This is a genomic window from Asaia sp. BMEF1 (genome assembly GCF_051628905.1).
In the GTDB taxonomy this organism is placed as follows: Bacteria; Pseudomonadota; Alphaproteobacteria; order Acetobacterales; family Acetobacteraceae; genus Asaia.
Genome location: NZ_CP157575.1, coordinates 1673884 through 1698869, shown reverse-complemented (window position 1 = coordinate 1698869; position 24986 = coordinate 1673884). Strand labels below are relative to the sequence as shown.

The 24986-nt window shown below is 58.9% G+C and carries 24 protein-coding genes; 20 read left to right on the top strand and 4 right to left on the bottom strand.

What is annotated here, in order from left to right:
* Positions 1 to 16 precede the first annotated feature (16 nt).
* On the top strand, positions 17 to 2950 hold the full coding sequence (gene uvrA / locus ABHV46_RS07325) for an excinuclease ABC subunit UvrA (RefSeq protein WP_438384127.1): 2934 nt from the start codon (positions 17 to 19) through the stop codon (positions 2948 to 2950).
* On the top strand, positions 2947 to 3891 hold the full coding sequence (locus ABHV46_RS07320) for a 2-hydroxyacid dehydrogenase (RefSeq protein WP_438384124.1): 945 nt from the start codon (positions 2947 to 2949) through the stop codon (positions 3889 to 3891). Before uvrA ends, ABHV46_RS07320 begins: the two co-directional genes overlap by 4 nt.
* A 99-nt stretch (positions 3892 to 3990) precedes the next feature.
* Here the strand turns inward: ABHV46_RS07320 and ABHV46_RS07315 are convergent, their stop codons facing one another.
* From ABHV46_RS07315 to ABHV46_RS07300, 4 genes are all read right to left on the bottom strand, one after another.
* Positions 3991 to 5601, bottom strand: coding sequence for an efflux transporter outer membrane subunit (locus ABHV46_RS07315; protein WP_336946422.1), 1611 nt, complete (start codon positions 5599 to 5601; stop codon positions 3991 to 3993).
* On the bottom strand, positions 5598 to 6779 hold the full coding sequence (locus ABHV46_RS07310) for an efflux RND transporter periplasmic adaptor subunit (protein ID WP_438384121.1): 1182 nt from the start codon (positions 6777 to 6779) through the stop codon (positions 5598 to 5600). The genes ABHV46_RS07315 and ABHV46_RS07310 overlap by 4 nt, the downstream gene beginning before the upstream one ends.
* A complete protein-coding gene (locus ABHV46_RS07305; protein WP_336946419.1) occupies positions 6779 to 9943 on the bottom strand; it encodes an efflux RND transporter permease subunit in 3165 nt (1054 codons plus the stop codon). The genes ABHV46_RS07310 and ABHV46_RS07305 overlap by 1 nt, the downstream gene beginning before the upstream one ends.
* A gap of 499 nt (positions 9944 to 10442) precedes the next feature.
* Positions 10443 to 10805 carry a helix-turn-helix domain-containing protein gene (locus ABHV46_RS07300; protein ID WP_336946418.1) on the bottom strand — a complete coding sequence of 121 codons (363 nt, stop codon included), beginning with the start codon at positions 10803 to 10805 and terminating at the stop codon, positions 10443 to 10445.
* Between the two features lie 107 nt (positions 10806 to 10912).
* On the opposite strand from ABHV46_RS07300, the gene ABHV46_RS07295 reads away from it, so the two are divergent.
* The 18 genes from ABHV46_RS07295 to ABHV46_RS07210 all read left to right on the top strand — a co-directional run bounded on the left by ABHV46_RS07295 (position 10913) and on the right by ABHV46_RS07210 (position 24979).
* A complete protein-coding gene (locus tag ABHV46_RS07295; protein ID WP_336946417.1) occupies positions 10913 to 11152 on the top strand; it encodes a hypothetical protein in 240 nt (79 codons plus the stop codon).
* Between the two features lie 114 nt (positions 11153 to 11266).
* Positions 11267 to 11782 carry a hypothetical protein gene (locus ABHV46_RS07290; protein WP_438384118.1) on the top strand — a complete coding sequence of 172 codons (516 nt, stop codon included), beginning with the start codon at positions 11267 to 11269 and terminating at the stop codon, positions 11780 to 11782.
* Between the two features lie 47 nt (positions 11783 to 11829).
* Positions 11830 to 12216, top strand: coding sequence for a hypothetical protein (locus ABHV46_RS07285; protein ID WP_438384116.1), 387 nt, complete (start codon positions 11830 to 11832; stop codon positions 12214 to 12216).
* A 15-nt stretch (positions 12217 to 12231) separates the two neighbouring features.
* Positions 12232 to 12669 (top strand): hypothetical protein, encoded by a 438-nt coding sequence (locus ABHV46_RS07280; protein ID WP_438384113.1) that lies wholly within the window; start codon positions 12232 to 12234, stop codon positions 12667 to 12669.
* Positions 12656 to 13981, top strand: a complete 1326-nt coding sequence (locus ABHV46_RS07275; protein ID WP_438384110.1) for a phage terminase large subunit — start codon at positions 12656 to 12658, stop codon at positions 13979 to 13981. The genes ABHV46_RS07280 and ABHV46_RS07275 overlap by 14 nt, the downstream gene beginning before the upstream one ends.
* 10 nt (positions 13982 to 13991) lie before the next feature.
* Positions 13992 to 15401 carry a portal protein gene (locus tag ABHV46_RS07270; protein WP_438384108.1) on the top strand — a complete coding sequence of 470 codons (1410 nt, stop codon included), beginning with the start codon at positions 13992 to 13994 and terminating at the stop codon, positions 15399 to 15401.
* 26 nt (positions 15402 to 15427) lie between these two features.
* Positions 15428 to 15859, top strand: a complete 432-nt coding sequence (locus ABHV46_RS07265) for a phage scaffolding protein (RefSeq protein ID WP_438384106.1) — start codon at positions 15428 to 15430, stop codon at positions 15857 to 15859.
* Between the two features lie 24 nt (positions 15860 to 15883).
* Positions 15884 to 17251: a DUF4043 domain-containing protein gene (locus tag ABHV46_RS07260; protein ID WP_438384105.1), complete on the top strand. Its 1368-nt coding sequence runs from the start codon at positions 15884 to 15886 to the stop codon at positions 17249 to 17251.
* Entirely contained in the window at positions 17248 to 17679 is a 432-nt protein-coding gene (locus tag ABHV46_RS07255; protein ID WP_438384102.1) for a hypothetical protein, read from the top strand. The genes ABHV46_RS07260 and ABHV46_RS07255 overlap by 4 nt, the downstream gene beginning before the upstream one ends.
* A gap of 22 nt (positions 17680 to 17701) precedes the next feature.
* Positions 17702 to 18292, top strand: coding sequence for a hypothetical protein (locus tag ABHV46_RS07250; RefSeq protein ID WP_438384100.1), 591 nt, complete (start codon positions 17702 to 17704; stop codon positions 18290 to 18292).
* Between the two features lie 2 nt (positions 18293 to 18294).
* A complete protein-coding gene (locus tag ABHV46_RS07245; protein ID WP_438384097.1) occupies positions 18295 to 19272 on the top strand; it encodes a hypothetical protein in 978 nt (325 codons plus the stop codon).
* A 27-nt stretch (positions 19273 to 19299) separates the two neighbouring features.
* Positions 19300 to 20790: a phage tail protein gene (locus ABHV46_RS07240; RefSeq protein WP_438384095.1), complete on the top strand. Its 1491-nt coding sequence runs from the start codon at positions 19300 to 19302 to the stop codon at positions 20788 to 20790.
* A 3-nt stretch (positions 20791 to 20793) separates the two neighbouring features.
* Positions 20794 to 21219, top strand: coding sequence for a hypothetical protein (locus tag ABHV46_RS07235; protein ID WP_438384093.1), 426 nt, complete (start codon positions 20794 to 20796; stop codon positions 21217 to 21219).
* Positions 21216 to 21539: a hypothetical protein gene (locus ABHV46_RS07230; protein WP_438384091.1), complete on the top strand. Its 324-nt coding sequence runs from the start codon at positions 21216 to 21218 to the stop codon at positions 21537 to 21539. The genes ABHV46_RS07235 and ABHV46_RS07230 overlap by 4 nt, the downstream gene beginning before the upstream one ends.
* 578 nt (positions 21540 to 22117) lie before the next feature.
* Entirely contained in the window at positions 22118 to 22765 is a 648-nt protein-coding gene (locus ABHV46_RS07225; RefSeq protein WP_438384089.1) for a hypothetical protein, read from the top strand.
* Between the two features lie 11 nt (positions 22766 to 22776).
* Positions 22777 to 23646 carry a hypothetical protein gene (locus ABHV46_RS07220; protein WP_438384086.1) on the top strand — a complete coding sequence of 290 codons (870 nt, stop codon included), beginning with the start codon at positions 22777 to 22779 and terminating at the stop codon, positions 23644 to 23646.
* Positions 23647 to 23729: 83 nt separating this feature from the next.
* Positions 23730 to 23918, top strand: coding sequence for a hypothetical protein (locus tag ABHV46_RS07215; RefSeq protein ID WP_438384084.1), 189 nt, complete (start codon positions 23730 to 23732; stop codon positions 23916 to 23918).
* A complete protein-coding gene (locus tag ABHV46_RS07210) occupies positions 23915 to 24979 on the top strand; it encodes a hypothetical protein (RefSeq protein ID WP_438384081.1) in 1065 nt (354 codons plus the stop codon). Before ABHV46_RS07215 ends, ABHV46_RS07210 begins: the two co-directional genes overlap by 4 nt.
* The last annotated feature ends 7 nt before the right edge of the window (positions 24980 to 24986 follow it).

Genomic DNA, 24986 nt, shown 5'->3' with positions numbered 1-24986 from the left:
TGCTTGCGTGGTGCTGATGTCTGACCTGCCGTACAACCAGTCCATCCGTGTGCGCGGTGCCCGCGTGCACAATCTGAAGAATATCGATGCCGATATTCCCAGGGACCAGCTGACGGTCATCACCGGGCTTTCGGGCTCCGGCAAGTCCTCGCTGGCTTTCGATACGATCTATGCCGAAGGGCAGAGGCGCTATGTCGAGAGTCTGTCGGCCTATGCGCGCCAGTTTCTGGAACTGATGGGCAAGCCGGATGTGGATTCGATCGAGGGGCTGTCGCCCGCCATTTCGATCGAGCAGAAGACGACCTCCAAGAATCCGCGCTCGACCGTCGGGACCATCACCGAAATTCATGACTATATGCGGCTGCTCTGGGCGCGTGCGGGTGTGCCCTATTCGCCTGCGACCGGGCTGCCTATCGAGGCACAGACGGTCAGTCAGATGGTTGACCGGGTGATGGCGCTGCCTGAAGGCACGCGTCTGATGCTGCTCGCGCCGGTAATACGTGACCGCAAGGGCGAGTATCGCAAGGAGCTGGCCGAGCTTCAGCGCAAGGGCTTCACAAGGGTCAAGGTCGATGGCGAGACTTACGAGATTGCCGAGGCCCCGCATCTGAACCGCAAGCTACGCCACACGGTCGAGGTCGTCGTGGACCGGGTCGTGGTGAAAGAGGGGATTGAGACCCGTCTGGCAGATAGTTTCGAAACGGCATTGAGCCTGGCCGATGGTGTTGCCTATGCGGAGCCCGTGCTGCGCGAGGGTGAGAAAGCCACGGTCGAGCATATGGTGTTTTCGGCCAAATTCGCCTGTCCGGTAAGTGGCTTCACGCTCGAGGAAATCGAGCCGCGTCTGTTTTCGTTCAACGCGCCGATGGGAGCCTGCCCGGTTTGTGACGGGATCGGAACTGAGACGCATTTCGATGCGCGTCTGGTCGTACCCGATGAGACGCTCTCACTGGCCGAGGGGGCTATTGCGCCCTGGCGCGATGCCAAGACGCCCTGGTACGATCAGACGCTCGAGGCGTTGGCACGTCACTTCAAGGAGAAGGTGACGACGCCCTGGAAGAAGCTAGGAGAAGGCTTCCGCAAGATCTTGCTGGAAGGGAGCGAGGACTCTGTTCTCTTTACCTACAAGGATGGCAAGCGCGCCTATGAGCTGAGCAAGCCTTTCGAAGGGGTGATGCGCAATCTGCAGCGCCGTCTCGCCGAAACAGACAGCATGTGGGTGCGCGAGGAGATGTCGCGTTATCAGTCCGATGTGCCGTGTCATGCCTGCCACGGGGCGCGATTGAGGCCCGAGGCGCTATGCGTGCGGGTGAACCATCTCAATGTCGCTCAGGCTTCAGATCTGACCATTCGCAAGGCGCTCGACTGGTTCGGTGGCGTCGAGTCCTCGCTGACGGCGCAACGCGCCGAGATTGCGCGCCGTATCCTGCGCGAGATTCTGGATCGGCTGCGTTTTCTCGATGATGTCGGGCTGGATTACCTGACCTTGTCGCGTGGGTCTGCGACGCTTTCTGGCGGTGAGAGTCAGCGTATCCGTCTGGCAAGTCAGATTGGCTCCGGGCTGACCGGGGTGCTTTACGTGCTGGACGAACCGTCGATCGGGTTGCATCAGCGTGATAATGAGCGGCTTCTGGGTACGCTGGATCGCCTCAAGAAGCTCGGCAATACAGTGATCGTTGTCGAGCATGACGAAGATGCGATCAGGGCGGCCGACTGGCTTATCGATATGGGGCCAGGAGCCGGTGCGCTCGGCGGTACGGTGGTGGCAAGCGGCACGCCTAAACAGGTGGCAAAGAACACCGCCAGCATCACGGGTGACTATCTGTCGGGCAGGCGGATGGTGCCGGTGCCCGAGAACCGGCGCCCTTATGACGAAAAGCGTATGCTGAGCGTCGTCGGAGCGACGGGCAATAATCTGCACGATGTGACGGCGCGCATACCGCTTGGCTGTTTCGTAGCGGTGACGGGTGTGTCGGGCGGCGGCAAATCGACGCTCGTGGTGGATACGCTCTACAAGGCTCTGTCGCGCGAGCTGATGGGGTCGAGTCAGTCTCCCTTGCCTTATCGGGCGCTCGAGGGTGTGGAGCATCTCGACAAGATCATCGATATCGATCAGTCGCCGATCGGGCGAACCCCGCGCTCCAATCCGGCGACCTATACGGATCTATTCACTCCGATACGCGACTGGTTTGCCGAGCTGCCCGAGGCAAAGGCGCGCGGTTACAAGCCGGGCCGGTTTTCGTTCAACGTCAAGGGCGGGCGGTGCGAGGCCTGTCAGGGCGATGGCGTTCTCAAGATCGAGATGCACTTTCTGCCCGATGTTTTCGTGACCTGCGATACCTGCAAGGGGCAGCGCTATAATCGCGAAACGCTCGACGTGAAGTTTCGCGGCAAGTCGATTGCGGATGTGCTCGCCATGACCGTCGATGAAGCGCTGCCTTTCTTTCATGCCGTGCCGCGTATTCGCGACCGTCTCGCGATTTTGCAGCAGGTAGGTCTGGGCTATGTGACGCTAGGTCAGCAGGCGACCACGCTCTCCGGTGGTGAGGCGCAACGCGTCAAGCTGTCGAAGGAACTGGCGCGTCGGGCGACAGGCAGGACACTCTATATTCTCGATGAGCCGACGACGGGTCTCCACACGGAAGATGTGCGCAAGCTGCTCGATGTGCTGCATGCTCTGGTCGATCAGGGAAACACCGTTCTGGTGATCGAACATAATCTGGACGTGATCAAAACGGCAGACTGGCTGATCGATATCGGGCCGGAAGGCGGCGATGGTGGTGGAAGGATTGTGGCCGAGGGACCGCCCGAGGTGATCGCGGCAACGGCTGAGAGCCACACGGGACGGTTTCTTGGGCCGCTTCTGCCATCACGACCCGAGCCTCTCGTTACCCCTGCCAAAAAGAAGAAGGCCACAGCAGTGGCACGTCGAAAGGCTAGCTCGTCATGACCGTTGTTGTTCCCTTCTGTGGTCGGATCACACCGAGAGAGCGTCAGGAAAGTCTCGATGCGATCAATGCGGCTCTGAATAATATCCGGGTGATACCGTTCGCGGATCTGACCGATGGCGAGCGGCGAACGGCACGCATGGCGGTGGTGGCCAATCCCGATCCGGTCGATCTGCTCGATCTGCCGATGCTCGAATGGGTGCAAAGCCTTTGGGCAGGTGTGGAGCGTCTGGTCGAGGAAACGCCCAATAGCGCCGTGCGGATCGTCAGAATGACCGACCCTCAACTGGCCCAGACCATGTCTGAAGCCGTTCTGGCCTGGACGCTCTATATTCATCGCGACATGCCGACCTACAGGCAGCAGCAGGGTGACAGGCGCTGGCAGCAGCATAAACTTGCTCTGCCCGAGGAAAGGCCGGTGGGTATATTAGGTATGGGCAATCTGGGTCGGGTCGCCTCAAAGCGCCTGCGGGAGAACGGTTTTCCCGTGATGGGGTGGAGCCGCGCGCCGTGGACGAAGGCCGATATCCCGATGATGTACGGGCCGTCAGGGTTGGAAGCGATCCTGCGGAAAAGCAGCATCGTGGTCGTTCTGTTGCCGCTGACGCCGCAGACACGCGGGTTACTGGATGACTGGCGTCTGGGCCAGATGCGCGAAGGGGCGGCGCTGCTCAATTTTGCCCGTGGGCCGATCGTCGATCAGGGGGCGCTGTTGCGAACGCTCGAACGGGGGCATCTGGGTCATGCGGTGCTCGATGTGTTCGATCGCGAGCCATTGCCGAAGGAGGACCCGCTTTGGGCACATCCCAATGTGACGATTCTGCCGCATATCACGGCCCCCACACAAACGGGGACCGCCTCGCTGCTTGCTGCGAAGAACATTCAGGAATTTTTTGATCGGGGTCATATACCCGAGGCCGTCAATCGCGACCTTGGATATTGAGAGCGCTGGCCTCGGCAAAGGAGCGGTGACGCTCTTCAGCCTCTGAACCCTGTATTGGCGAGTGGGCCTCGACAGGGTTCAGGCAGGGAAATCTGCGTTTTACTGATCGTAGATCGGGCGCAGCGTTTTGCCGGTTGCCGCGGCTGGTGCTGTGGGGGCAGCACTTGAGAGATTTTCGAATGCCTCCGGGTGCTGCGAGATGGTGACGCCGCCGACCGGTTGCGGGTGATGCAGATCGTCATATTGCAGCGGCGTGATGGACAGGGTCTGATCCATCGTCGGTAGCAGCTTCACGTTCCAGCCGCCGCCGAGCGCACGGATAAGCCCGATATCGGCCTGATAGAGACGCGTAGCGACTTCGATCTGGTGAATGCGGGTATCGAGTGTCTGGACCTGCGCGAAAATGGCTTCGAGATACGTGCCCACACCACCTTGATAGAGCGTCATGGTCATGTTCTGGGTGGCCATCGTTGCATCAACAGCTTTTATTAGGGTGCGATTTTCCTGATCCAGTCGGCTGGTACGCGAAAGTCCGTCTTCAACTTCGCGGAAGGAATCGAGCACTTTGCTGCGGTAGCCGTCACGCGTCTCGCGATAGGCCGACCACGCATGTTGTAGCTCGGCCCGTCTCAGCCCGCCCTCGAAAATAGGCAGTTCGAATGACGCGCCATAAGACCAGAGCGAATTGGCCAGATTGGCGAGGTCGAAACCGTTCTGCGCGAAGCCGCCGCCCGCCTGAAGCGAGATATGCGGATAGAAGGCCGCGCGGGCGATACCGATTTCACGATTGGCCTGGGCCATCTCGCGTTCGGCGCTGGCGACGTCGGGGCGGCGCTGGAGCAGCTCGGACGGAACACCAGCCGGGATGCTGGGCTGATTGAAGCCCATGATCTGCGTTGGCGCGATATGGAAAGAAGAGGGAGAGGCGTTGGTGAGAATCGCGATGGCGTGCTCGGTCACCTCACGCGCTGCCTGCACGTCGAGTTCGGCGGCCTGGGTCGAATAGAGCTGGGCCTGGGCGCGGGCGACGTCGAGACGTGGCGCGGCCTGATGTTCCAGCTGGTTCTGGGTGATCTGCAGCGCCTTCTGATAATAACCGATCGACTGATTATAGATGGCGATCTGGGCGTCGTAGCCGCGCAGCTGGACATAGTCCGATGCCAGTTCGGCCTGAAGGCTCAGGCGTGACATGGCGAAATCAGCCGCTTTTTCCTGAGCGAACTGTTTCTGCGCGCGGACATGGTTGCGTATGGCAGACCAGAAATCGGGCTCCCAGGAAGCGAGGCCGTGATATTCCTCATCTGTCTCGGTGATATTGCCCTTGTAGCGGAACAGGCGGTCGGATGACTGCTTGTTGTCGAACGCGCCTGCACCCAGCGCCAGATGGGGCAGAAGTTCGGAGCGCGCCTGTACCACCAGAGCTCGCGCTTGAATGAAGCGCTCCGCTGCGGCCTGAAGATCGGGGTTGGACTGCGTGAGCGTGGCTTCCATCTCGTTCAGAAGTGGATCGTTCAGCAGCTTCCACCAATCGGTGGGCAGCATCGTGTCTGCCGGAGTGGCGGTCGCGAAGGGCCCCTGGCCGTGCCAGTTGGCTGGCACGACAAAGGTCGGGGGCTTGTAAGTTGGTGCGAGATCGCAGGCTGACAGACCGAAGGCTGTCAGAACCGTGCCGCAGGCCAGCGCCAGTTTCTTGAAGCGATGTGTTGTCATTCCGAAGCCCCGAATCCGGACTGGTTATAGCCGCGCTGTGGCTGGGTAACGTTGACCTTGTCGCCCTCGAGCAGGTCGGCTGGCGGGTTGGCAATGATGCGGTCCTTGGGCGAGATGCCCGCCTGGATCTCGGTCGAGGTGTCGGCCATGCGTCCGACGACGACTTTTTTGTAATGGACCGTATTGTCGTCATTCACGACGACGACCTGCATCCCCTTTTCCTGAAAGACGAGCGCTGAAGTCGGCACTTCGTAGAGATGGGCCGTTTCGTTATGCGCCTTGAGCTGAACCGAGGCGAAGGTGCCCGGCCATAGCACTTCGTTCGGATTTTCCATGGTGAATTCAGACGTTACCGTGCGCGTATTCGGATCGTAGCCGCGCGCCGTGGTCAGGAAGTCCGCGTGGAATTTCTTGTCCTTGAACTGCGGCACGCTGACATCGGCAGTGATGTCGGGCTGCAGGATATAGGAAAAGACTTCAGGCACGGAGACAAAGAGTCGCAGCTTGTGGACGTCGGCGACGGTGAAGAGTTCGGAGGCGCCGCCGGTGCTGTTGAGATTGCCGCCGCCATCATGGACGTAATCGCCCACATTGATGCTGCGTGAGGTCACGATGCCATCAAACGGCGCCACGATGGTCTTGAACTTCTCGAGTGCGGCGAAATGATCCACATTGCGCTGCGCCGCATCGACCTCGGCCTTTGCCGATTGCTCGTTGGCATTCGAGACCGAGACAGACTGGCCGGAAACCGATTGCGATTGCCCCATGGCGCGCCAGCGCTCTGCTGTGACGGCAGCAAGGTGGTATTTGGCCAGAATGGCGTTCAGATCGGCCTGGGCCTGCGCATACTGGGCGTCGAGTGCCGGGGCATTGATTTCTGCCAGCGCATCGCCCGCCTTCACATGGGCGCCGTAATCCTTGAACCACATTTTCACGTAGCCCGAGACCTGCGGATAGATCGGGGCCTGGTACCAGGCGTCGATATTGCCCGGCAATGTGAGCGCTACCTTGTCGGGTGACTGAATGGGGTTGAGGACGGCCACGTTCGGGATAGCATTGGCCGATGTTTCAGAAGCCAGGGCGTGGGTGTGGTGGACGCGGCCGACGACGAGAGCGCCGACCCAGAGCGCGAGGACGCATCCTCCCGCAACGGCGATGATCTTGGGGGAGGTGGCCATTAGACGATTTCCTTCTGGCGGGCAGAGCGGTTGTGCAGGATCGCGTAGACGCAGGGAACGAAAAGAAGGGTGGAGATAGTGGCGACGATCAGCCCGCCGATAACGGCGCGGCCCAGCGGCGCATTGGTCGAATTGGACGTGGCCATCGGGATCATGCCGACGATCATGGCGAGGGCGGTCATGAGCACCGGACGGATACGTCCATATCCAGCCTCGATGGCGGCACGCAGCGCGTCGCCATGCACTTCGAGACGTTCACGGGCAAAGGAGACGACCAGGATGGAATTGGCCGTTGCCGTGCCCATGCACATGATCGCGCCAGTGAGAGCGGGAACCGAGAGGCGGGTGCCTGTCAGGAACAGCGCCCAGGCGATGCCACCAAGGGCGCCGGGAAGGGCGGTGATGATGATGAACGGATCGAGCCAGGACTGGAAGTTCACGACGATAAGCAGATAGATCAGCACGACAGAGACGCAGAGACCGAAGACGAGCTGGACATAGGCACCATGCATCGTGGTGGCCTGACCATGCACGTCTACCGCCGTGGTGCGCGGCAGATTGGATGCATCATGGGCAATGGTCCTGTTGACGTTATCGAGAACCGCGCCGAGATCGGTGCCTTCGACGTTCACATAGATGTCGATCTCGGACATCGAGTTGTAATGCGAGACCTCGCCTGGCGTACCCGTTGGGACGACATCGGCAATAGCGCCCAGAAGCTGTGTCTGGTCGTTGGGGTCGCCGTCGCCTTTGTCGATGGGAACCGTCAGCAGGTCATTCAGATGCGTCAGCTGATCCTGAGACGTGTAGACGTTGAGCGGGAAGGTAACGTTATCGACAGGGTCGAGCCAGAACTGAGGATCGACGACGCCTGAACCGGCAAGGGTAAGCAGTTCGTTGGTTGCCAGATCGTTTTCGCTGAGGCCGGTGGCCTGGCTGAACGTACGGTTGCCGTTCACCATGAGGGTCGGTGTCGACATGGTCTGCTGGATGACGACGTCGGCGGTGCCGGGGATCTGGCGGATCTTGCCGATCAGGTGGCGGGCATAATTGTAGTTATCATCGACGCTCGGGCCGGAAAGCTGGATATCGATGGGCGCAGCGGAACCGAAATTGAGGATCTTGTCGGTGAGGTCGGCGGGCTGGAAGGTGAAGACGGTGCCAGGGAAACGAGCCGAGAGATCCTTGCGGAGCAGAGCACGGTAATCCCAGACGGGGGATTCTTCATTTTTGAGTGCGATCGTCAGGTCGCAATCCTGCGTGCCGACGGTCGGGGTCGGAATGAAGGCTTGGTTATGCGGGCCTTCGGGCAGGCCGCAATTGGAGATGATGTTCTCGACCTTACCCGGCAGAAGCTGGTTGATGCGGTCATCGACGAGCGCGGCGATGCGGCCGGCGACTTCGATACGGGTGCCGAGCGGCGCGCGCATATGCATCTGCAGGGTGCCGGATTTGACTTCGGGGAAGAAGTCCCGACCGGCCACGCTGTAGAGACCCATCGAGGCGATGGAGATGACCATGAACACGCCGACGAAGGCGCCGCGTCGGGCGACGCAGCGTGTCAGCAGGGTGTTGTAGCCCTCGCGGAAATTGTTGAAGCGTTGCTCGAAACCGCGCTGGAAGCGACCGAAGAAGCCCTTCGGCGCAGGCGCATGGTCCTCATGGCCGTGAGCGTGGTGAACCTGACCGGCGAGAAGGAATTTCGCCATGGTCGGGACCAGAGTACGCGACAGGATGAACGACGCGATCATGGCGAAGATGATGGCGAGGGCCATCGGCATGAACAGGTAACCTGCGACACCTGACAGTTCAAAAAGCGGTAGCCAGACAATGCAGATGCAGGTGGTCGAGACGAAGGTCGGGATGACGATCTGGTTGGCGGCGTCGATGATGGCGAGTTCGAGGTCCTTGCCCATTTCGAGATGGGTATCGATGTTCTCGATCATGACGGTGGCGTCATCGACGAGAATACCGACCGCGAGAGCAAGACCGCCCAAAGTCATGATGTTGATGGACTGTCCGGCCCAGCCAAGTCCGATGATGGAGCAGAGAATGGCGAGGGGGATGGACGTCGCGATGATGACCGTCGAACGCCACGAGCCGAGGAAGAGCAGGACCACGATGCCGGTCAGGAAGGATGCCGTGATCATTTCACGGACCACGTCCATGATCTGCTCTTTCACCATGACCGAGGCATCGGCAAGGATCGAGACCTTGACGTCCGGTGGCAGAATGGCGCGCAGGCGTGGCAGCAGGGCCTTCGTTGCGGAGACAACATCCAGAGTCGAGGCAGTGCCGCCCTTCTGGGTTATCATCTCGACAGCCTGTCGGCCCTTGACGAGAACGAGGTTGGTCTGGGGATGGCCACCACGATAGACGTCGGCGACGTCACGAATATAGATGACGGCGTTGCCGACGCGTTTGACTGGAATGTTGGCGATGTCTTCCATCGATTCCGGTGCGGCGTTGGTCTGGACCATCCAGTCCATGGCGTCGATCTTCTGATCGCCAGCCGGAAGCACGATATTCTGGGCGGTCAGGGCTGCCTGAACGTCTGCGGCTGAAAGATGATGGGCGCGTAGCTGCTCCTGATTGAGCGAGACCATCACAAAACTGTCCATGCCGCCATAAGGATGGGCGACGACGGCACCTGGGACAGTGGCAAGAAGGGGGCGCACGCGAATGACGCCGAGCTTGAAAAGATCGGAGGGCGTCTGTTTTTCTGACGTGATCTGGAGCGCGATGACAGGGACCTGCGACGGGTCGAGCGCCACGATCATCGGGGCCGGAACCTTGGGTGGCAGGCCGAGAAGAATCGTTTGGGAAATGGCCGTCACTTCTGCTTCAGCCGTGCCGACCGGGGTGCCGGGCTGGAAGTAGATATTGACGATCGAACGTCCGTAATAGGAGTTCGACTCCATATGCTCGATGTTCTGGACCGTCGTTGTGACGGCCAGCTCGAAATTATAGGTGATTCGTCCGGCGAACTCATTCGGGAGAAGGCCCGGATAGGTCCAGATGACCGAGACGACAGGCACCTTTATCTCGGGGAAAACGTCGGTCGGCGTCTTGAAAATCGACATGATTCCGAACATCAGAATCAAAATCGAAAAGACGACGAAGGTCAGGGGCCGCCTTAGGGCAGTTACGACGATGGCGTTCATGAACTCATGCGCTCTCTTCTCGTGCGAAGGGAAGATGCCTTACGGCAGTTTGTTCTGTTTCATTAATCCGAATTAATATTAAGAAAATGAAATCAGCGGTCTTATGCTGTCCATTACTTGTTCGGATCACTCATCTTCGGATCGTAGTGACGCAGACATAAAATGTCGCATAAATGTTGTTTTACAAAGCCGTGACAGTGTGGATGGGAACCGGTGCTGTGGCATGAAGCCACCATCTATTCTTGACATTATGGCTCAATGCCATTAATAAGACGTTAATCGTCCAGAAGTCAGTTCGACTTCAAGGTGCAGCTGGTCGGTTGGAGCTGATCATAACGCGACGGCGTGAGGCGCAAGGAACGGGTAAAGACGTGCTTGTTCACGTTTTGTTCTTGCTGTGCACAGCTTCAAGCGCTATGTCTGCGAATGAAGAAGGCTGTTTTCTGGATGTGCGATGAGAACAAGGACGTCAAGAATGGTCCCCATCTGGTCTCCTGGGCTAGTCTGGCATGTCGCAAGGCATGTTTTTGCCCGTGTGAAACGCCGTGTCCTGCTGCTGGAGTACCAACTCTGGGTGCAGAGCCGCAAGGCGAAGCGCCATCTCTCCATCCGTGCGACCGTTCAGGACTCCTTTCAGGAGAAAGTCGGTCGAGACGCGCAGACGATTGGAGAGAGACATGATGAGGAAAACGCTTGGCGCGCGATCGCCTTTCTCAATCTTGTTGAGGGTCGAGGCGTCGACGCCTAGCAGGCGTGCGCATTCGCTCTGATTGGGGAAGACGAGCTCTCTTGCCCAGGTGATGCGTCTCCCGATGGCGCGCTGAACGATTGCGAGTGAATCGGGGCGTTTGTGTTTGGCCATGAGACATTCATAGCAATGGCTCATTGCCAAATCCAGAGGGTAATTTTCGGGGTTGCCCACATGTGAGGTAGTGGCATTTAGCCATTTTCTGCCGGAGGTCGGGTAGAATGAAGATCGCAAGAGAAAGCGGCAGGCGTGCCGCGACAGGGGCGGCGCTCTCTAAAGCCCTGGCGGCGCTGAATGGCGCGGTACCGCTGCGGGAGGCCCCCAGGGTGATGCCGGGGGTGGATGAGCGTGATGAATCCGGGGCATTGCCCGCCGGGCACCCGGTTACGTGGCGGGCGCTCTGGGGCGATGCCGATCCGCCCTCCTATTTCGACGCGGTGCGCGCGACAGCACGTGTCTAGATCGCAGTCGCGGATAGCAGCGCGCGCGTTCACGGCGGCGACGCGGGCAGCGATAAAGAGAGCGAAAGAGCGACGGGCGTTTAACGAGCGCCCCTCAGGCGGGAGGCCTTTTAAATGCGAGCGCGTGCTAATGATAAAGAACTGAACCCTTATGACGGCAAGGCATCTCTTCCGACGCCTGAGCGGATGAAGAGAAATCGTTTTCGCAAGGAAGGGGCTGCCCTCAGGGTCCTGTCGACTGTGGCTTGGCTGTATGAGGCGGGGGATATTGGCGATGACGAAGTGGCCGCTGCCGAGCGCTGGCGCGTGGAATATGATTATGCAGTACTTGGTATTGTTGAGGTCGGAGAGATGACACGAGCCAGTGAAGCGGGTGATGTGCATACCTGGATGCTCGGACGCGGGAAATGTTCCCTGAGATTGCGCCAGCTCGGGGAGATTTTGGGGCCAAGTCTTCACGCACGCATAGAAATGATGCTTGTGCGGGAAATGAGTTTTCCTGACATGGCGAAGATGATCTTTCCCGAAGGTGCCCGGGCCCTGGCGCGCACCAAGACGGCAGCCCAATGCGCGCTGGCGTTGGAGAGGTTGAGTGAGTTTTATAATAATAAAAACTTGCATAAGAAATAAAAATATAGTATAGATTTAATATACTAAAATAAATACGGATTACCAACGTGACCGACATTTTTGTCGGAGACGTGGCTTCGTGCCGGAGAAGCTTTCTTCTCGTTGTGAGCATCATGCGCGGCGATGCTATTTTATGTCCTTTCGTAGGCGCCTCGGAGCTGAGGCATAGAGCTGATCTCGATTTACGCTGGGTCGATCTGGCCGACGCGCATTTAACAGTTCCCGATATGCGCTTGCGCGCAATTCCCTGTCGAAAAAGGCTGGGAAGCCTTACCCGGATCGGAACTGTGCGGCCTTCATTGCTGGCCCTAGCCAAGCAAAAAATGATTCAGGAAATAAACCAGAACGACAGCTTTGGCCTCAGAAGAAACGGATATGAAACAATCCGCACGGCAAGAATAAAATCTCAGGGACCGCTGACGTCTCCACGATAACAAATTGGAGCCAAGATGGAACAAAGGCTCGGAAAACGAGACCGTCCTCAGGGCGATGCTCTCAAGACGAATTTTCTCGATCACCTCAAGAAATCGGGAAATGTGTCGGAGGCTGCGCGTGCCGCCGGAATCGATCGCAAAACGGCTTATAACTGGCGGCGCGGTGATGAGATATTCAGTGAGCACTGGAAACTGGCCCTCGAGGAGGCGACCGATCTACTCGAAGCCGAGGCCCGTCGCAGGGCGATTGAGGGATATGAGGAGCCTCTGCTTTACGGTGGCCGTCTGATTTGCGATCCCGATGGTAAGCCGGTGACGCGAAAGCGGTATAGCGACGGTCTTTTGCGCATGTTGTTGCGGGCTCATCGTCCGGCCAGTTTTCGCGATGGGCGTGGCAGTGTCGAGGAAAGTGAGGCAGAGCTCTCCCTGACCGAGGGCGATGAAGCACTCTAGGGCGGTATTTGCCCTGACGCCTGTGCAGGAGCAGGCCAACCGTCTGCTCGGTGGCGAGGCGCGTCATATCTTTCTGCGAGGTGGCTCGCGATCAGGCAAGACATTCATTCTGATCAGGGCGCTGGTGATCAGGGCCTTGCGTGTGCCCCAATCGCGTCATGGCGTGTTTCGGCATCGTCAAATTGCCCTGCGGGCGAGCATTATCCAGGATACGTTTCCGAAGGTGATGCGATGCTGCTTTGCGCATATACGCTATAAATGGGACGGCCAGAGCAATCGCGTTGTCTTTGCGAATGGGTCATCGATCCTTTTCGGTGGGCTGGATGATTCGGCACGCACCGAAAAAATTCTCGGGCTCGAATTCGCAACCATCTATCTGAACGAGGCGAGTCAGATCAGTTATGGCGCGCGCAATATGCTGCTGACGCGGCTTGCGCAGCGTTGCGCTCTGACCGTTCGCGAATATATCGACGCCAATCCGCCGACGACCGATCACTGGCTTTATGCGCTTTTCGAAAGTGGCGTTGAGCCGCGATCGGGTCTGACTCATGCCGACCCGACGCTCTATGCCTCGATGGTGATGAATCCGGATCAGAACCGCGCCAATCTGAGCGAAGCCTATCTTCAGCAGCTCGAAACTCTGCCGGAGCGTGAGCGCAGGCGATTTTTGCTCGGTGAATATCAGACGGTGATCGAGGACGCGCTCTGGCGCGTGGATATGTTCAAGAGACGCAACGCAAGTGTAGAGCACGATCGCGAGGCGCTGATCGGTCAGATGCGTCGCATCGTTGTGGCAGTCGATCCGTCGGGGGCATCCGGTCCGTCCGACCTGAAGGCCGACGAAATCGGTATTGTCGTGGCGGGCGTGGATCGTGACGGAGTCGGGCATGTTCTGGAGGACTGCTCCTTGCGCGACACGCCGATGGCCTGGGCCCGTTGCGTCATGCAGAGCGTTGCGTTCTGGCAGGCGGACCGGGTGATCGCCGAGCGTAATTTTGGAGGCGCTCTGGTGGAGGCCACATTGCGGAGCATCGACCCGACGGCTTCGTTGAAAATGGTGACGGCCTCGCGCGGGAAGGTCGCGCGTGCCGAACCGATCGCAGCGCTCTACGAACAGGGGCGTGTGGTGCATCACGGACGATTTCCTGAGCTCGAAACGCAGCTTTGCCTGTTTTCCATTCGGGGATTTGGCGGTGCGGCATCTCCTGACAGAGCAGATGCTCTGATCTGGGCACTGACCGAATTGATGATCGAGCCGCAGCCGGCACGAGGCCGCTGGCAGGACCAGGGATGGTTTAGCCTTTCACGGTGAAGGAGTTTTCATGGATTGGTTGGCGTTGCAAAGGTGTTATGCCACCCCACCCGGAGCGTCTGCGCGTACGAGGCGATTGCTGGCGCTGCAGAAGGTACTCGAAGGGGCGCAATATGACGCTCTGCCTTATCCTTTTGCGAGCGAGCGTAGCGCTGCGGGGGAGTATATTCCGCTTTCGCAAAGACGCCCTTCCGTGCGGACCAATTTGTGCCGTACCGTCGTCGATGAAGTGGTTTCGCTTTTATTCGGCAATACGCATTGGCCATTGGCTGTTGCGTCGCACGCGCCGACATCGGAGGCGATGAACGCCTTTGCTCTTGAGACGGGCCTGCCCGCTTTCATGATGCAAGTCGCGACTCGCGGTTCTGTGGGATCGGTTGCGATCTGGGTCGAAATACTGGACCACCGGCCCCGATTATCGTTCTTGGAAACCGCGTATCTGATCCCGGAATGGGATTCATGTGGCGTGCTTTTGGGGGTGACCGAACGCTTCATGGTCACGGGTGCCGAACTTGAAGCGAGCGGTTATGCCATGGCGCCTGATTCCCGGTCCTCTCGTTTCTGGTGGCAGCGGCGCTGGACGCGCACGGCGCTGGAGGTGTTCGCGCCCCTGCCGGTAGAGGAAGAGGGCAGTTCCATTCTCGATGAGGAACGATCGAGAGCGCATGATTTCGGTTTCGTGCCTGTGGTTTGGATCCGTAACCTCGGCGCTGCATCGGGCGCAGAGCCGGATGGAGAGTGCAGTTTCGAAAAAGCCATCGATACCGTTATCGAAGCCGATTATCTGCTTTCGCAGGCTGGGCGAGGTCTGAAATATGGGTCCGATCCGACACTCGTTCTGAAAACGCCCGATATTCTGGACGGTGTGGCACGGCAGGGGGGCGCAGCCTCGGCCCTGACCTTGCCACCCGAGGGCGATGCAAAGCTGCTTGAAATCAATGGTGCGGCGGCAGGGGCCGTTCTGGCTCATTATCGGGAGTTGCGTCAGCTCGTGCTTGAGCAGCTTCATGGCAATCGGACCCATGGCGATCGGCTGGGCTCGCCCCAGTCCGCGCGGGCCATGGAACTGATGTGTCAGCCCCTGATCTGGATGGCAGACCGACTGCGCGGGACTTATGGCGATGGCGGCCTTTTACCGCTCTACAGGATGCTGTGCCGCCTCTCCGCAATAGTGCCTGCCGGTCTGTCGATCGGGGGGGAGATCCGCAGGGATCTGGATCCTGCCGGTCTTTCTCTGCACTGGCCTGCCTGGTTTACCGCCGATGAAGCCGAACTTTTGCCTATGGCGCAGGGGCTTAAAGAAGCTGTGAGCGCCGGTCTGCTGAGCCAGGAGACGGCAGCGCGGCTCTATGCCTGCGCTGCTGGAATTGCAGACCCCGCCGCGGAATGGACGAAAATCATGGCTGCGCAGGCGGCCTGACAAGAACCCTTCAAGGGGAAATGGATATGTCAGATGACATCGACGCGCTTCGCCGTTCTCTTGCTGAACTTGCTGCTGAACGGGATTCCCTTGTTCAGGCGCATCAGGAGGAAATGGTCCGGGTAACACAGGCCGCACGCGAGACCGTGCTGACGAATGCGTTGCGCGCCGAGGCGGTGCGCCTTGGCGCTCACGACCCCGATGCCGTGATGGCATTGATGGACCGCTCCGGGATCGGATGGTCGGAACAGGGAGAAATATCGGGTGTGGAAGAAGCCATGGCGCAGGCGCGCCGGGCACGCGGTTTTCTGTTTCAGGATCCGCGCAGCACGGTCGCTTCTGTGGGGCGGGAGAGCGTCGTGCCGAGACCGGCTGCCGAGCAGATGCAGGATGCGCGCGCTCTGACTAAGGCGGATTACGTCGCACGCAAACGCCAGTTTCTTGCTGGAATTATCTGAGAATTATGGGTCAGGGGTGGAAGAATGGGTATCGAGAATTTTCCCGAGCAATTGCGCGCGGCCATTCAGCAGGGGTTTCTGGCGCGTGAATTTGAAACTGGGCTGAATGCGCGCCTCGGTTTTCGCGCCGTTGCCGATCGCGAGGTTTTTCCCAATGCGATCGGTGAAACGCTGACCAAGACACGCAAGAGTCTCAAGGCGCCCGTTACCGAGCCGCTTCTGCCTTCGGGCAACACGAATTTCGATAATGGCCTGTCGCCGAGCGGCTGGTCGGTCGAGCAATACACGCTCAGCATCAACCAGTATGGCGATACGATCGATCTCAATATGGTCACCACCGGTGTGGGTATCGCCTCCCAGTTTCTGGCGAATGCGCAGACCAATGGCATGCAGGCCATGCAGTCTCTCGACCGGCTGGCGCGTAACGCGTTGTTTGGCGGTGTTCCTGGTGGTGTCGGCGGTTATCTGGGCGGCAATACCCGTGTGACGGCAACGGCGACGTCGAAGACCAGTGCGATCGCCGTCGACGATATTCGTGGTTTCCAGTTCGTGATCGCTTCGGGTCTCGTAAGACCGGTCAATGCCAGTTCGGGTATGACCGTGACGATCGGAAGTGGGGTCTATACGCTTCTTGCGGCGACAGCCGATCAAAGCAATGTCTCGACCGCGCCTGGGGGTGTTTCGGGACAGTTGCAGCTTTCTACTGGTGTTTCTGTCGCGGATGCGACGACGGGTAATGCGGTTGTCGCCTCGACGGCACCACTTGTTTTGCGCCCCAATGGTAAGCGGAGCACGGCTGATCTGCGCATCGCGGATGGCGACACGCTCGGCATTCAGCATATTTTGGCGGGTGTGGCGTCGTTACGTCGCAATAATGTGCCGATGATCAATGGCGCATATAACTGCTATCTCGATGACCTCCAGCTTCTGTCCCTGTTTCGCGATGCAGATTTCAAATATCTCTATCGCGGTGCCTATGGCTCGGAGGAATATCGCTCGGGTCAGATCATCGAGCTGCTTGGCGTACGGTTCGTGCCGACGACGGAAGCCCCTCAGCAGGCCTCGCTCGGCGGTGGTCCGATCCATCGTGCGCTGCTTCTGGGACAGGGGGCACTGGTCGAGGGAGACTGCGCCTGTGTCGGTCACACGGATATCCCCGATGCCGAAAGGGCTCTGATCGAAATGGTCGATGGCGTGGCCATGGTCACGCGTGAGCCCCTCGACCGGTTGAAGCAGATCATTGCGCAGTCATGGTACTGGATTGGCGGGTTTGCCTTGCCAACGGATGTGACGGCCGATGTGTCGATTATTCCGACGGCGACCAACGCCTATCTTAAGCGGGGCGTTGTGGTCGAAAGCCTCGGGACGGATGCAGCCGGTTTCGGTCTGTGAACGAAGTCGATTCTGCTTTTTGTGGCCAGGTCTCTGACGGGGGCATGACGGGTGGGGCGCTGACAGAGGACGAAAAAACCGAGATCAGGCGTTTTTGCGGCTATGCGGCCCTTGGCGACGTGGCAAGTGGTGAGAGTTCGTGGCGGTTTTTCCAAGATGCGGGAACACTCGAATGGCGCTTGAATACGCTTGCCGGGCCTGAGCGGAAAAGGCTGCGTTATTTTCTCGCGACCCTGCTCCAGATGGAGCGCGCTGTTCTGTCCGCCTCGGAAAACCTGGATACCGAGGCTGTCTCTGTCTGGACACGTAATACGCGTGAGCTGTCCGAGCGCGTGCGTCTTTTCGACTGGTGGCGTCGTCGCGTGTGCGGCTTTCTGGGCGTCTTGCCCGGGCCGGATCTGCAGGATTGCGCCTCTATCGTCATTTGAATGAAGAGCGGGAGAGCAGGCGATGCGTGCCATGCAGGAGCGTGTGGAGGCGGGCTTTGCCAGAGCGGCACGCCGCCTTGGGATGATCGGCCGACATTATCGTATTCTCGACCCTTTGAAGCCTCTGGCAGCCCTTATGGGCAGTCCTTTTCTCTGTTTCGATGCCGATGCAGGTTTCCAGATGCGTAAGCCCCGTATGTGGGCGCGGCCGATGGTTTATGTGTTGAGCGACGCCCCGTCGCTGCGCATCGGGGATATTCTGCGGCAGGGAGAGTGCCTCTATTTCGTTACCGAAATAGAGGCTTTCCGCCCGCCGCTTTGTGTCGCCTGCAACAGACGCATTTCGATTTTCGGAATGCGTGGTGTGACGCAGCTTCATGTCGATCAATGTCCTGCGAGTGTGGTGCTGACGGGGAAGGGAGAGGGCAGTCACAGTGGCATGCCGGGCGCGATGCGCGCGGGGAGTTATATGCTCTCCCTGCCTGCTCTGCCTGATTTTTGTCTGGTGCCCTATATGCAGATCATCGACGAGTTGGGCATGCGTTATACTGTTGATTCGGTCGAGCTGTCGCAGAATGGAACCCGTGCCATCCTGTCATTGCAGCAGGTCTGATTATGACGGATCTTTCTCATGTGGCGCGTGGGCTGGCCCTCTGCTGTGCCAGCCGTTTTGCCGATGTCGCAGCACCGTCGCTGTTCCGGTGCTCACAGAAAGTGATCTTTCGGGCCGGTCCACTTATGCCTTCCGATCTGTTCGCCTCGCCCTCTCTGCGTGAAGCGGTGAGCTATGTGACGGTCGCGGCGTTGCCGGGGGGGTATGAGGCGCTTTCGACCCCTCTGGGGCAGGAGTGGGTGGAGACCCTGCGTATTCCTCCTACTCTGTCAGTCGAGATCAGGGACAGAACAGCGCAGTGCAAGCTGCCCTCGCGCAGGGCTGCCCCCGGTATTGTCGCCTTGATCTGGACGACGCCGCATGGCGAGCGCCATGTGGCGAGGCACGTTGCGGACTCGCAGGAGACAGGCGGGCAGGTGGCGCAGAGCCTGGCCTCGCAACTCGAAGGTGCCGTAGTCACTGAAGACAGGCTTAACGTCTCCGGTGGAAGTCTGAGCGCTGTCGTTGGAGGCTATGGTCGTTCCAGCTGTCTGGTCAGACGGCAAAGCCAGATTTTCAGGGTCTCTCTCTGGACTACTGCGTGCGAAATGCGACTGATGCTTGGCGATTTGCTGGTGTCGCGTCTTTTGCCGCGTGACTGGCTTGCTCTGCCAGATGGACGACAGGCGCAGGTCTTTTTCGAAGGTGAAGACGATCAGGATGCGATGCAGACTCAGTCTCTGTTTCGCCGTGATGTTCGCGTGCGGGTTATTTTCGACAGATATGATTCCGTCTGGTCGCCTCAGATGGTGGCCGGTGGGGGCTGGATTCATCTGAATGGCGCCTCTTTTCCTTTCGACACCGCGCCCGATCAACTGCGTGCCGGGATACCGGTAGAGGCGCTCGACGCTCTGGCTGCAGCGCAGGAAATGCCACCCGCCTATCGCATGTGGGACACGGATTGCGATGGGACAATCCGGCTAATGCCTCAATCTGTTTAGGTCACTTCCAGAAAAGAAGGATCATCCATGCCACAACTCATACAGAGTGGCGCCCTGAATACGGCCGCTTTGCCGGTGCCCGATCTGTATATCCAGATCGCCCAGCCCGAGACTCTGCTGATATCAGGCGTTTCCTCCAGTCTGCTTGGAGTAATCGGTACGGCCTCATGGGGGCCAGTCGATGTGCCGAGCCTTGTCGGCAGTGTCGGGCAGTGTCGGGAGGTTTTTGCCGGCAAGCGCGGCTGGGCGTCCAATCTCAATGTGGCGGTCGATGTCGCGGTGCATCAGGGGGCGAGCCAGCTCTGTCTGGTGAGGGTGACCGATGGAGCGGACAAGGCGGCGCAGGCCAGTCTTGGATCCGCCCAGATAAGGGCGCGCTATACTGGTAGTGCCGGCAATGCCATCGTCGTGAGCGTGACGCGCCAGAATTACCGTGATGGGCAGTTCGTTCTGAGTGTTTCTCACGAAGAGCTGGGCGCTACGGCCTATACCGGAGCGGACTGGACAGCGCTCGCCCAGGCTCTGTCAGCGGATACCCAGGCACTTGTTCTGCTCGAGATTGCGGGCGATGCCGCCATTACGGAAACTGGGTCCGTCCGTCTCGCCGGGGGGGGCGATGGAGGAGAGCCTTCGCCGGGGCGTTTCATAGGCATCGCAGAAGCCCGGACCGGACTTTATGCCCTGACCAGCCAGGGTTGCAGTGTGGCAACGCTCGCAGGCGTAGGAGACACGGCGACGATGGTGCCGATGCTGGCTTTCGGCCGCGACGAAGGCATCTACATGATCGCGGCCGGGCCGAAAGGCGAAACGCTGGCTCAGGCCATACAGAGCAAGACGGCTTTGGGCCTGTGGTCGCATGCGCTGAAATACATGCATGGCGACTGGCTATGGTGGAATGATGATACGCTTGGCTTGCAACTGGTCAGCCCCGCGCTTTTTGCCGCCGGAAAGTTGGCTGCGCTTTCACCTGAGCAATCAGGACTGAACAAGCCTCTGACGGGTATCGTCGGAAGCCAGAAGAACGGTCTCGAAGCCACCCGCTTCGGCTATTCCATGGCCGAACTTGGAGCCTTGATCGAAAATGGCATTGATGTGATCTGTAATCCCTCGCCGGGGGGGCAGTACTGGGCGATCCGTGCCGGGCATAATACCTCGCAGAATGCGACGGTGCAGAGCGATGCCTATACGCGTCTGACCAATTATCTCGCGCGGTCTCTTGAGGGCACGATGGGCCAGTATGTCGGCAGCGTGATTAATGACAGTCTTTTCGGCAATATCCGGGCCTCGATACTGGGCTTTCTCTCAAGCCTGTTGTCTCAGGGCGTTCTCGGCGTGACCGGTGGCCGCCTGCCTTATGCTGTTCTGTGCGACAGCAGCAATAATCCGAGCGAGCGTGTAGCGACGGGGTATGTGCAGGCTGACGTGCAGGTGCAGTATCAGGGGATCAATGAGAAATTCATCATCAATTTGCAGGGGGGCGCCTCTGTAAGCGTCAGCACTGCCAGCGGGAGTGTCTGATTTATGGTGAATCCTTACAGTATCGGTCGGGACTGCCGGATAACGCTGCTCTGGAACGGATCGCGGATCGACCTGCGCGATGTGACCGGATTTCAGTCCGAGCAGCACACGATTATCCAGCGTGCGACGCCACTCAACGGTCTGCCGGTCGAGTTCAACACACCCAGCGGGTGGCGCGGCGTTTTCACCATCGCGCGTGCCAATGCGAATCTTGACAGTCTGGTGGCGGCAATCGAGGCGGCGTTCTGGAATGCCGGGAGTATCGGCAGCGGGACATTGTACCAGTATATCCGCGAACCCGACGGCATGACGACGACCTGGGAATATAGCGCGGTATCGCTCTCGCTGAAGACGGATCGCTGGCAGGCAGAGGGCATGATTCACCAGCACGTCCAGTTCTATGCCTCGTTGCGGAGCAAGATTTCATGATGAATTTGCCTGAGGAACTCGAAATTGCCCCGGGGCGCACGCTCTCGCTCCGCGAACTTGACCCGGGGGACATGCTCGATCTGATCGAGGCCGGCGGAACTGCAGCTTCGGGTGCTGCGGCGTCGACCTGGCTTTCTTATGCACAGATGGTGTGTTCGGTCAGAGCTGTGAATGGCGTTCCCGTGCAGATGCCTGTCACGAAAGACGACATACGCGATCTGGCCCGGCGCATCGGCAATGACGGTATCATGGTGCTTCAGCCTTTGTTTTTCGCTGACGACCTCAAGGAGAGCGCGGCGCTGGACACGGCAAAAAACTGACCAGGCACCCTGTTTTCAGAGAAACACTTTATCTTCTTCGAAACGGGGTGCCTTGGTCTGTTGTCATGGACTGGTCGCGAGCAAGGCGTATGGCGGCTTGTGTCATCCTGGCCGAGCACGATGGTTTTTCGTTCGACTGGGAGCAATGCCGCTATCGGCAGGAATAGGCCCGGATGAAAAGAATTATGATTGGAAAATCGATATCCTTGCGGGGGATACGCGTTCTCTTGCCGCGTTTTGCGCTCAAATTACCGTTGAATGTGCCTTCTGGCTCGATCGTTCCTCCGGCACGCACCAGAAAAAATCTGAGCGCTCGTGCGGCGGTGCCGAGTGTGCAAACCGAGCGTGTATGGAGACGCCTCCTGGATGGATCCTGGCCTGTCTTTTCCAATTCCGGGAAACGCGGACAGTTCTCGTTTGGGAGGCGTGAGGTCAGTGCTGCCTCGGGCGTGCCTGTTAAAGCTAACTCCCAAATATCGGTTTTCGTGGGGCGCGGAAGGGGGCTTGGAAACCATACTTCGCGCTCGCTTTCTCCGGTAACATCGGATGTTCGCGATGGAAAACTGCGAAGAGCAGGTTTGAGCTCAACCATCCCGCTGCGTCCTGCTTCTGGTTTTTCACGACAGCGGTTTCTGCCCGTCGCCGAGGGGCCGCGTGGAGAGTATTTTCTCAAAGCGCTTCCGGTAGGCGCGGTAAATTCCGACTTGCCCATGCTGCAAGGTGCTCATCAGCAGGGCTGGGGTGAGGAGCGGAAAAGGACTGTATTTTCCAGTAAGCCGGGCTCCGTCTCTCTACCGGAGATACCGGGCCATCGGTTCTTTTCAACGAGACAAGCGCCCATCAATGAGCGAAAGCCAAAAAACAGCTTTGCTCAGACTGACGGGATGGTCGCTGAGCCGCCCAGTATTCTGGGGCGTGTCGCGCGTATGCGTTCCCTTCGGCAGGATGCCGGACGGCATGGAGTGATCTCGGTCGTTCCAGATTTTCTCGAGGCCATACGGCGAGACCATGCGCTCGCCAGACAGTTGGGGGCGACGCAGGCGGAGCGCGATGCGGTCGATCGGACAGAGCATTTTGGTGACATCATGGGAATGCCCCGCGAGCAGGGGAAAGTATCTGACCTGTCTGACGAAAATTTTCGCATGAACAGCCTGCGCACACGAACCGCCATGGTCGATGAGATTGCCGTGCCCCAATACCCGAATATGAGTTTCGGCTTCATGTAAGAGAAGAAAAAATGGGTATATCGCTTCTGCAGGTCGAGAATGCGCTTGGCGCCATTGGTCAACTTGATCGGGCGGCCCCGGTGACTCTGGGAAGTCTCGTTTTGAGCGGGCCCGAAGTGCCGGACGAGTTGATTATCGGTGGTCGTCAGATCCTGATCATCCACCGCCTTCTCGGAGGCGGACGTGTGATCGATTCGGTAGGAAACGACCCGGCACGTCTGATTTTGACCGGGCGCTTCATCGGGCCGATGGCGACGAGCAGGGCGCGTCGTCTGGAGGCGATGCGCGAAGCCGCTCAGGTTCTGGCTTTTTCGGTCGCCGACCTGTCAGCACGGGTCTGGATTGCCGAGTTTTCCTGGTCTTATCGGGCGCGCGGGACGATCTGCCCCTATCGTCTGGTTCTGGAGCGGGAAGTCAGCCCCCCTGTGATGGTGCTGGGGTCGTCGGAAACAGTCAGTCTGGATATGGCTTCCGGCCTGAGCGTTCTTTCGACTGTGCTCGGGCAGATGACCGATTCAGGGTGGATCGGCACAAATATGATGTCGTCTGTCGTGAGTCAGCTCATGCCGGTAGCACAAATTCTGGGTGCGGGAGGCGCAGTAGCCCGCGCGCAGGATGCGCTGGGAAAGGCGAGTTCTCTCTGGCAGAGTGCCACGACTGTGACTCGTATACCTACAGCCCTCGCTGCGGTCGGATCGAACCTCTCCCTCGCGGGAACCAGTCTGTTGCAAGTCAGGAACGAGTCCGGTCAGGCGCTCGATAAGGCACAGGTCTCGAACGCCGACGATCTGATTCTTGTTTCGCAAAACGCTGGTGCAGCGACCATGAGTGTCGATGTCGGAAGTTATGTCAGTCGCGCGCAGAGCCTGATGGGCTTGTGACGTGAGGCGCCCTGAGGTGCCGTTTCAAGCGTGGCGCGATGTTGGACCGACCTGTTTCGAGGGGAATGAGAATGAAGATACAGGTGACGTCAGACGACGTTTCGCTCTTTCATCTCGCCATGCGCTATTTCAACGACGCCATGCAGTGGTGGCGTATTGCGGAAAAAAACGGGTTATCCGACCCCGACCTTACTGGCTTCGACGTGCCAGTGCAGATCGTTTTGCCTGACGAGTGCCTCGCCTATGGGGGCGAAGGCTTGCCGCCCTCATGACAGAGCTGATGCGCAACTGGAAAACCCGGCTTCTGGTCGATGGTTCTGTACAGGAAGGCCTGCATGTGGGGGGCTTTCGCCTGGAATGCACGCGCTATGAACGCTGCGACACAGCCCTTATCAGAGTCGTTGCCGAGGACAGGGCTGTGTTGCGGAGCCTTGTGGATAATCGCTCAGGCTTTGACCGGCCGGATGTGATGCTTCAGGTCGCGCAGGGCGGCGATGAGTGGACGACCGTTTTTCATGGTGTGCTCGATGCGCTCAGCAAGGGAAGCGGCAAGTCGCTTTTCGTGCTGGAGTGCCGTGATTATATGGCCTTTTTGCTCGATACGCGTCTTGCTGCATCCTGGAGCAATCAGACTGCGCTCGAACTTGTGCAGAACGCGGTTCAGCATGCAGGACTGACTTTTCAGACGGATATCGGTTCGGCTCAGACTGAGGCTGCAGCATATTGCGGGCAGTTCTGGCAACTGGAACACAGGCGACTCTCTGCCATTACGCAGCATCGGTACCAAACTGCATTCGATATAGCGTTCTCCCTGTCGCGCGATCACGGATACGAGTGTCATGCGGCTGGAAAAACGATCCATATCCACGCGCCTTACGCTGTGGGTGAGGGCGGCATACGACTATTTTCGCCCGATGGTGTGAGCGTTCAGGCTTTCAGGCACGATCTCGGTCTCGCGCAAAACGTCGTTGTCGGTGTGCAGTCATGGGATTCGCGGCAAAGGGCTCGAAGCGAGGTTTTTTTCGACGGCCGGAATTTTGCGAGCCTTATGCCGGATACCAGGGCTGCGCTCTACACTTTCAGGGTGCCGGGCCAGCGCATGGACGATATCAGGCGTCTGGCGAAGGGAAAATATCGGCGGATCGTGTCGCACGCGATTGAAGCCCGTCTTTCTCTGCCTGCGGTGACGGGCCTGGCGCCCCGCCATTTCATGACTCTCGATGAGGGGCTTTTTGATGAGGCCAGGACCTTATCCATCGACTCTGTCACGCATTTCTTCGACCCCGCTCATGGCTATCGGCAGGATGTGACTCTGCGGGATCGCATTTTTTGAGGGAGCA

Coding starts and splice junctions, on each gene's coding strand:
- ABHV46_RS07235 (WP_438384093.1), top strand. CDS start 20,794: ATGGTGAATCCTTACAGTATCGGTCGGGACTGCCGGATAACGCTGCTC.
- ABHV46_RS07320 (WP_438384124.1), top strand. CDS start 2,947: ATGACCGTTGTTGTTCCCTTCTGTGGTCGGATCACACCGAGAGAGCGT.
- ABHV46_RS07280 (WP_438384113.1), top strand. CDS start 12,232: ATGGAACAAAGGCTCGGAAAACGAGACCGTCCTCAGGGCGATGCTCTC.
- ABHV46_RS07245 (WP_438384097.1), top strand. CDS start 18,295: ATGACGGATCTTTCTCATGTGGCGCGTGGGCTGGCCCTCTGCTGTGCC.
- ABHV46_RS07250 (WP_438384100.1), top strand. CDS start 17,702: ATGCGTGCCATGCAGGAGCGTGTGGAGGCGGGCTTTGCCAGAGCGGCA.
- ABHV46_RS07275 (WP_438384110.1), top strand. CDS start 12,656: ATGAAGCACTCTAGGGCGGTATTTGCCCTGACGCCTGTGCAGGAGCAG.
- ABHV46_RS07240 (WP_438384095.1), top strand. CDS start 19,300: ATGCCACAACTCATACAGAGTGGCGCCCTGAATACGGCCGCTTTGCCG.
- ABHV46_RS07290 (WP_438384118.1), top strand. CDS start 11,267: ATGCGAGCGCGTGCTAATGATAAAGAACTGAACCCTTATGACGGCAAG.
- ABHV46_RS07315 (WP_336946422.1), bottom strand. CDS start 5,601: ATGACAACACATCGCTTCAAGAAACTGGCGCTGGCCTGCGGCACGGTT.
- ABHV46_RS07265 (WP_438384106.1), top strand. CDS start 15,428: ATGTCAGATGACATCGACGCGCTTCGCCGTTCTCTTGCTGAACTTGCT.
- ABHV46_RS07305 (WP_336946419.1), bottom strand. CDS start 9,943: ATGAACGCCATCGTCGTAACTGCCCTAAGGCGGCCCCTGACCTTCGTC.
- ABHV46_RS07220 (WP_438384086.1), top strand. CDS start 22,777: ATGGGTATATCGCTTCTGCAGGTCGAGAATGCGCTTGGCGCCATTGGT.
- ABHV46_RS07310 (WP_438384121.1), bottom strand. CDS start 6,779: ATGGCCACCTCCCCCAAGATCATCGCCGTTGCGGGAGGATGCGTCCTC.
- ABHV46_RS07295 (WP_336946417.1), top strand. CDS start 10,913: ATGAAGATCGCAAGAGAAAGCGGCAGGCGTGCCGCGACAGGGGCGGCG.
- ABHV46_RS07270 (WP_438384108.1), top strand. CDS start 13,992: ATGGATTGGTTGGCGTTGCAAAGGTGTTATGCCACCCCACCCGGAGCG.
- ABHV46_RS07300 (WP_336946418.1), bottom strand. CDS start 10,805: ATGGCCAAACACAAACGCCCCGATTCACTCGCAATCGTTCAGCGCGCC.
- ABHV46_RS07260 (WP_438384105.1), top strand. CDS start 15,884: ATGGGTATCGAGAATTTTCCCGAGCAATTGCGCGCGGCCATTCAGCAG.
- ABHV46_RS07210 (WP_438384081.1), top strand. CDS start 23,915: ATGACAGAGCTGATGCGCAACTGGAAAACCCGGCTTCTGGTCGATGGT.
- ABHV46_RS07230 (WP_438384091.1), top strand. CDS start 21,216: ATGATGAATTTGCCTGAGGAACTCGAAATTGCCCCGGGGCGCACGCTC.
- uvrA (WP_438384127.1), top strand. CDS start 17: ATGTCTGACCTGCCGTACAACCAGTCCATCCGTGTGCGCGGTGCCCGC.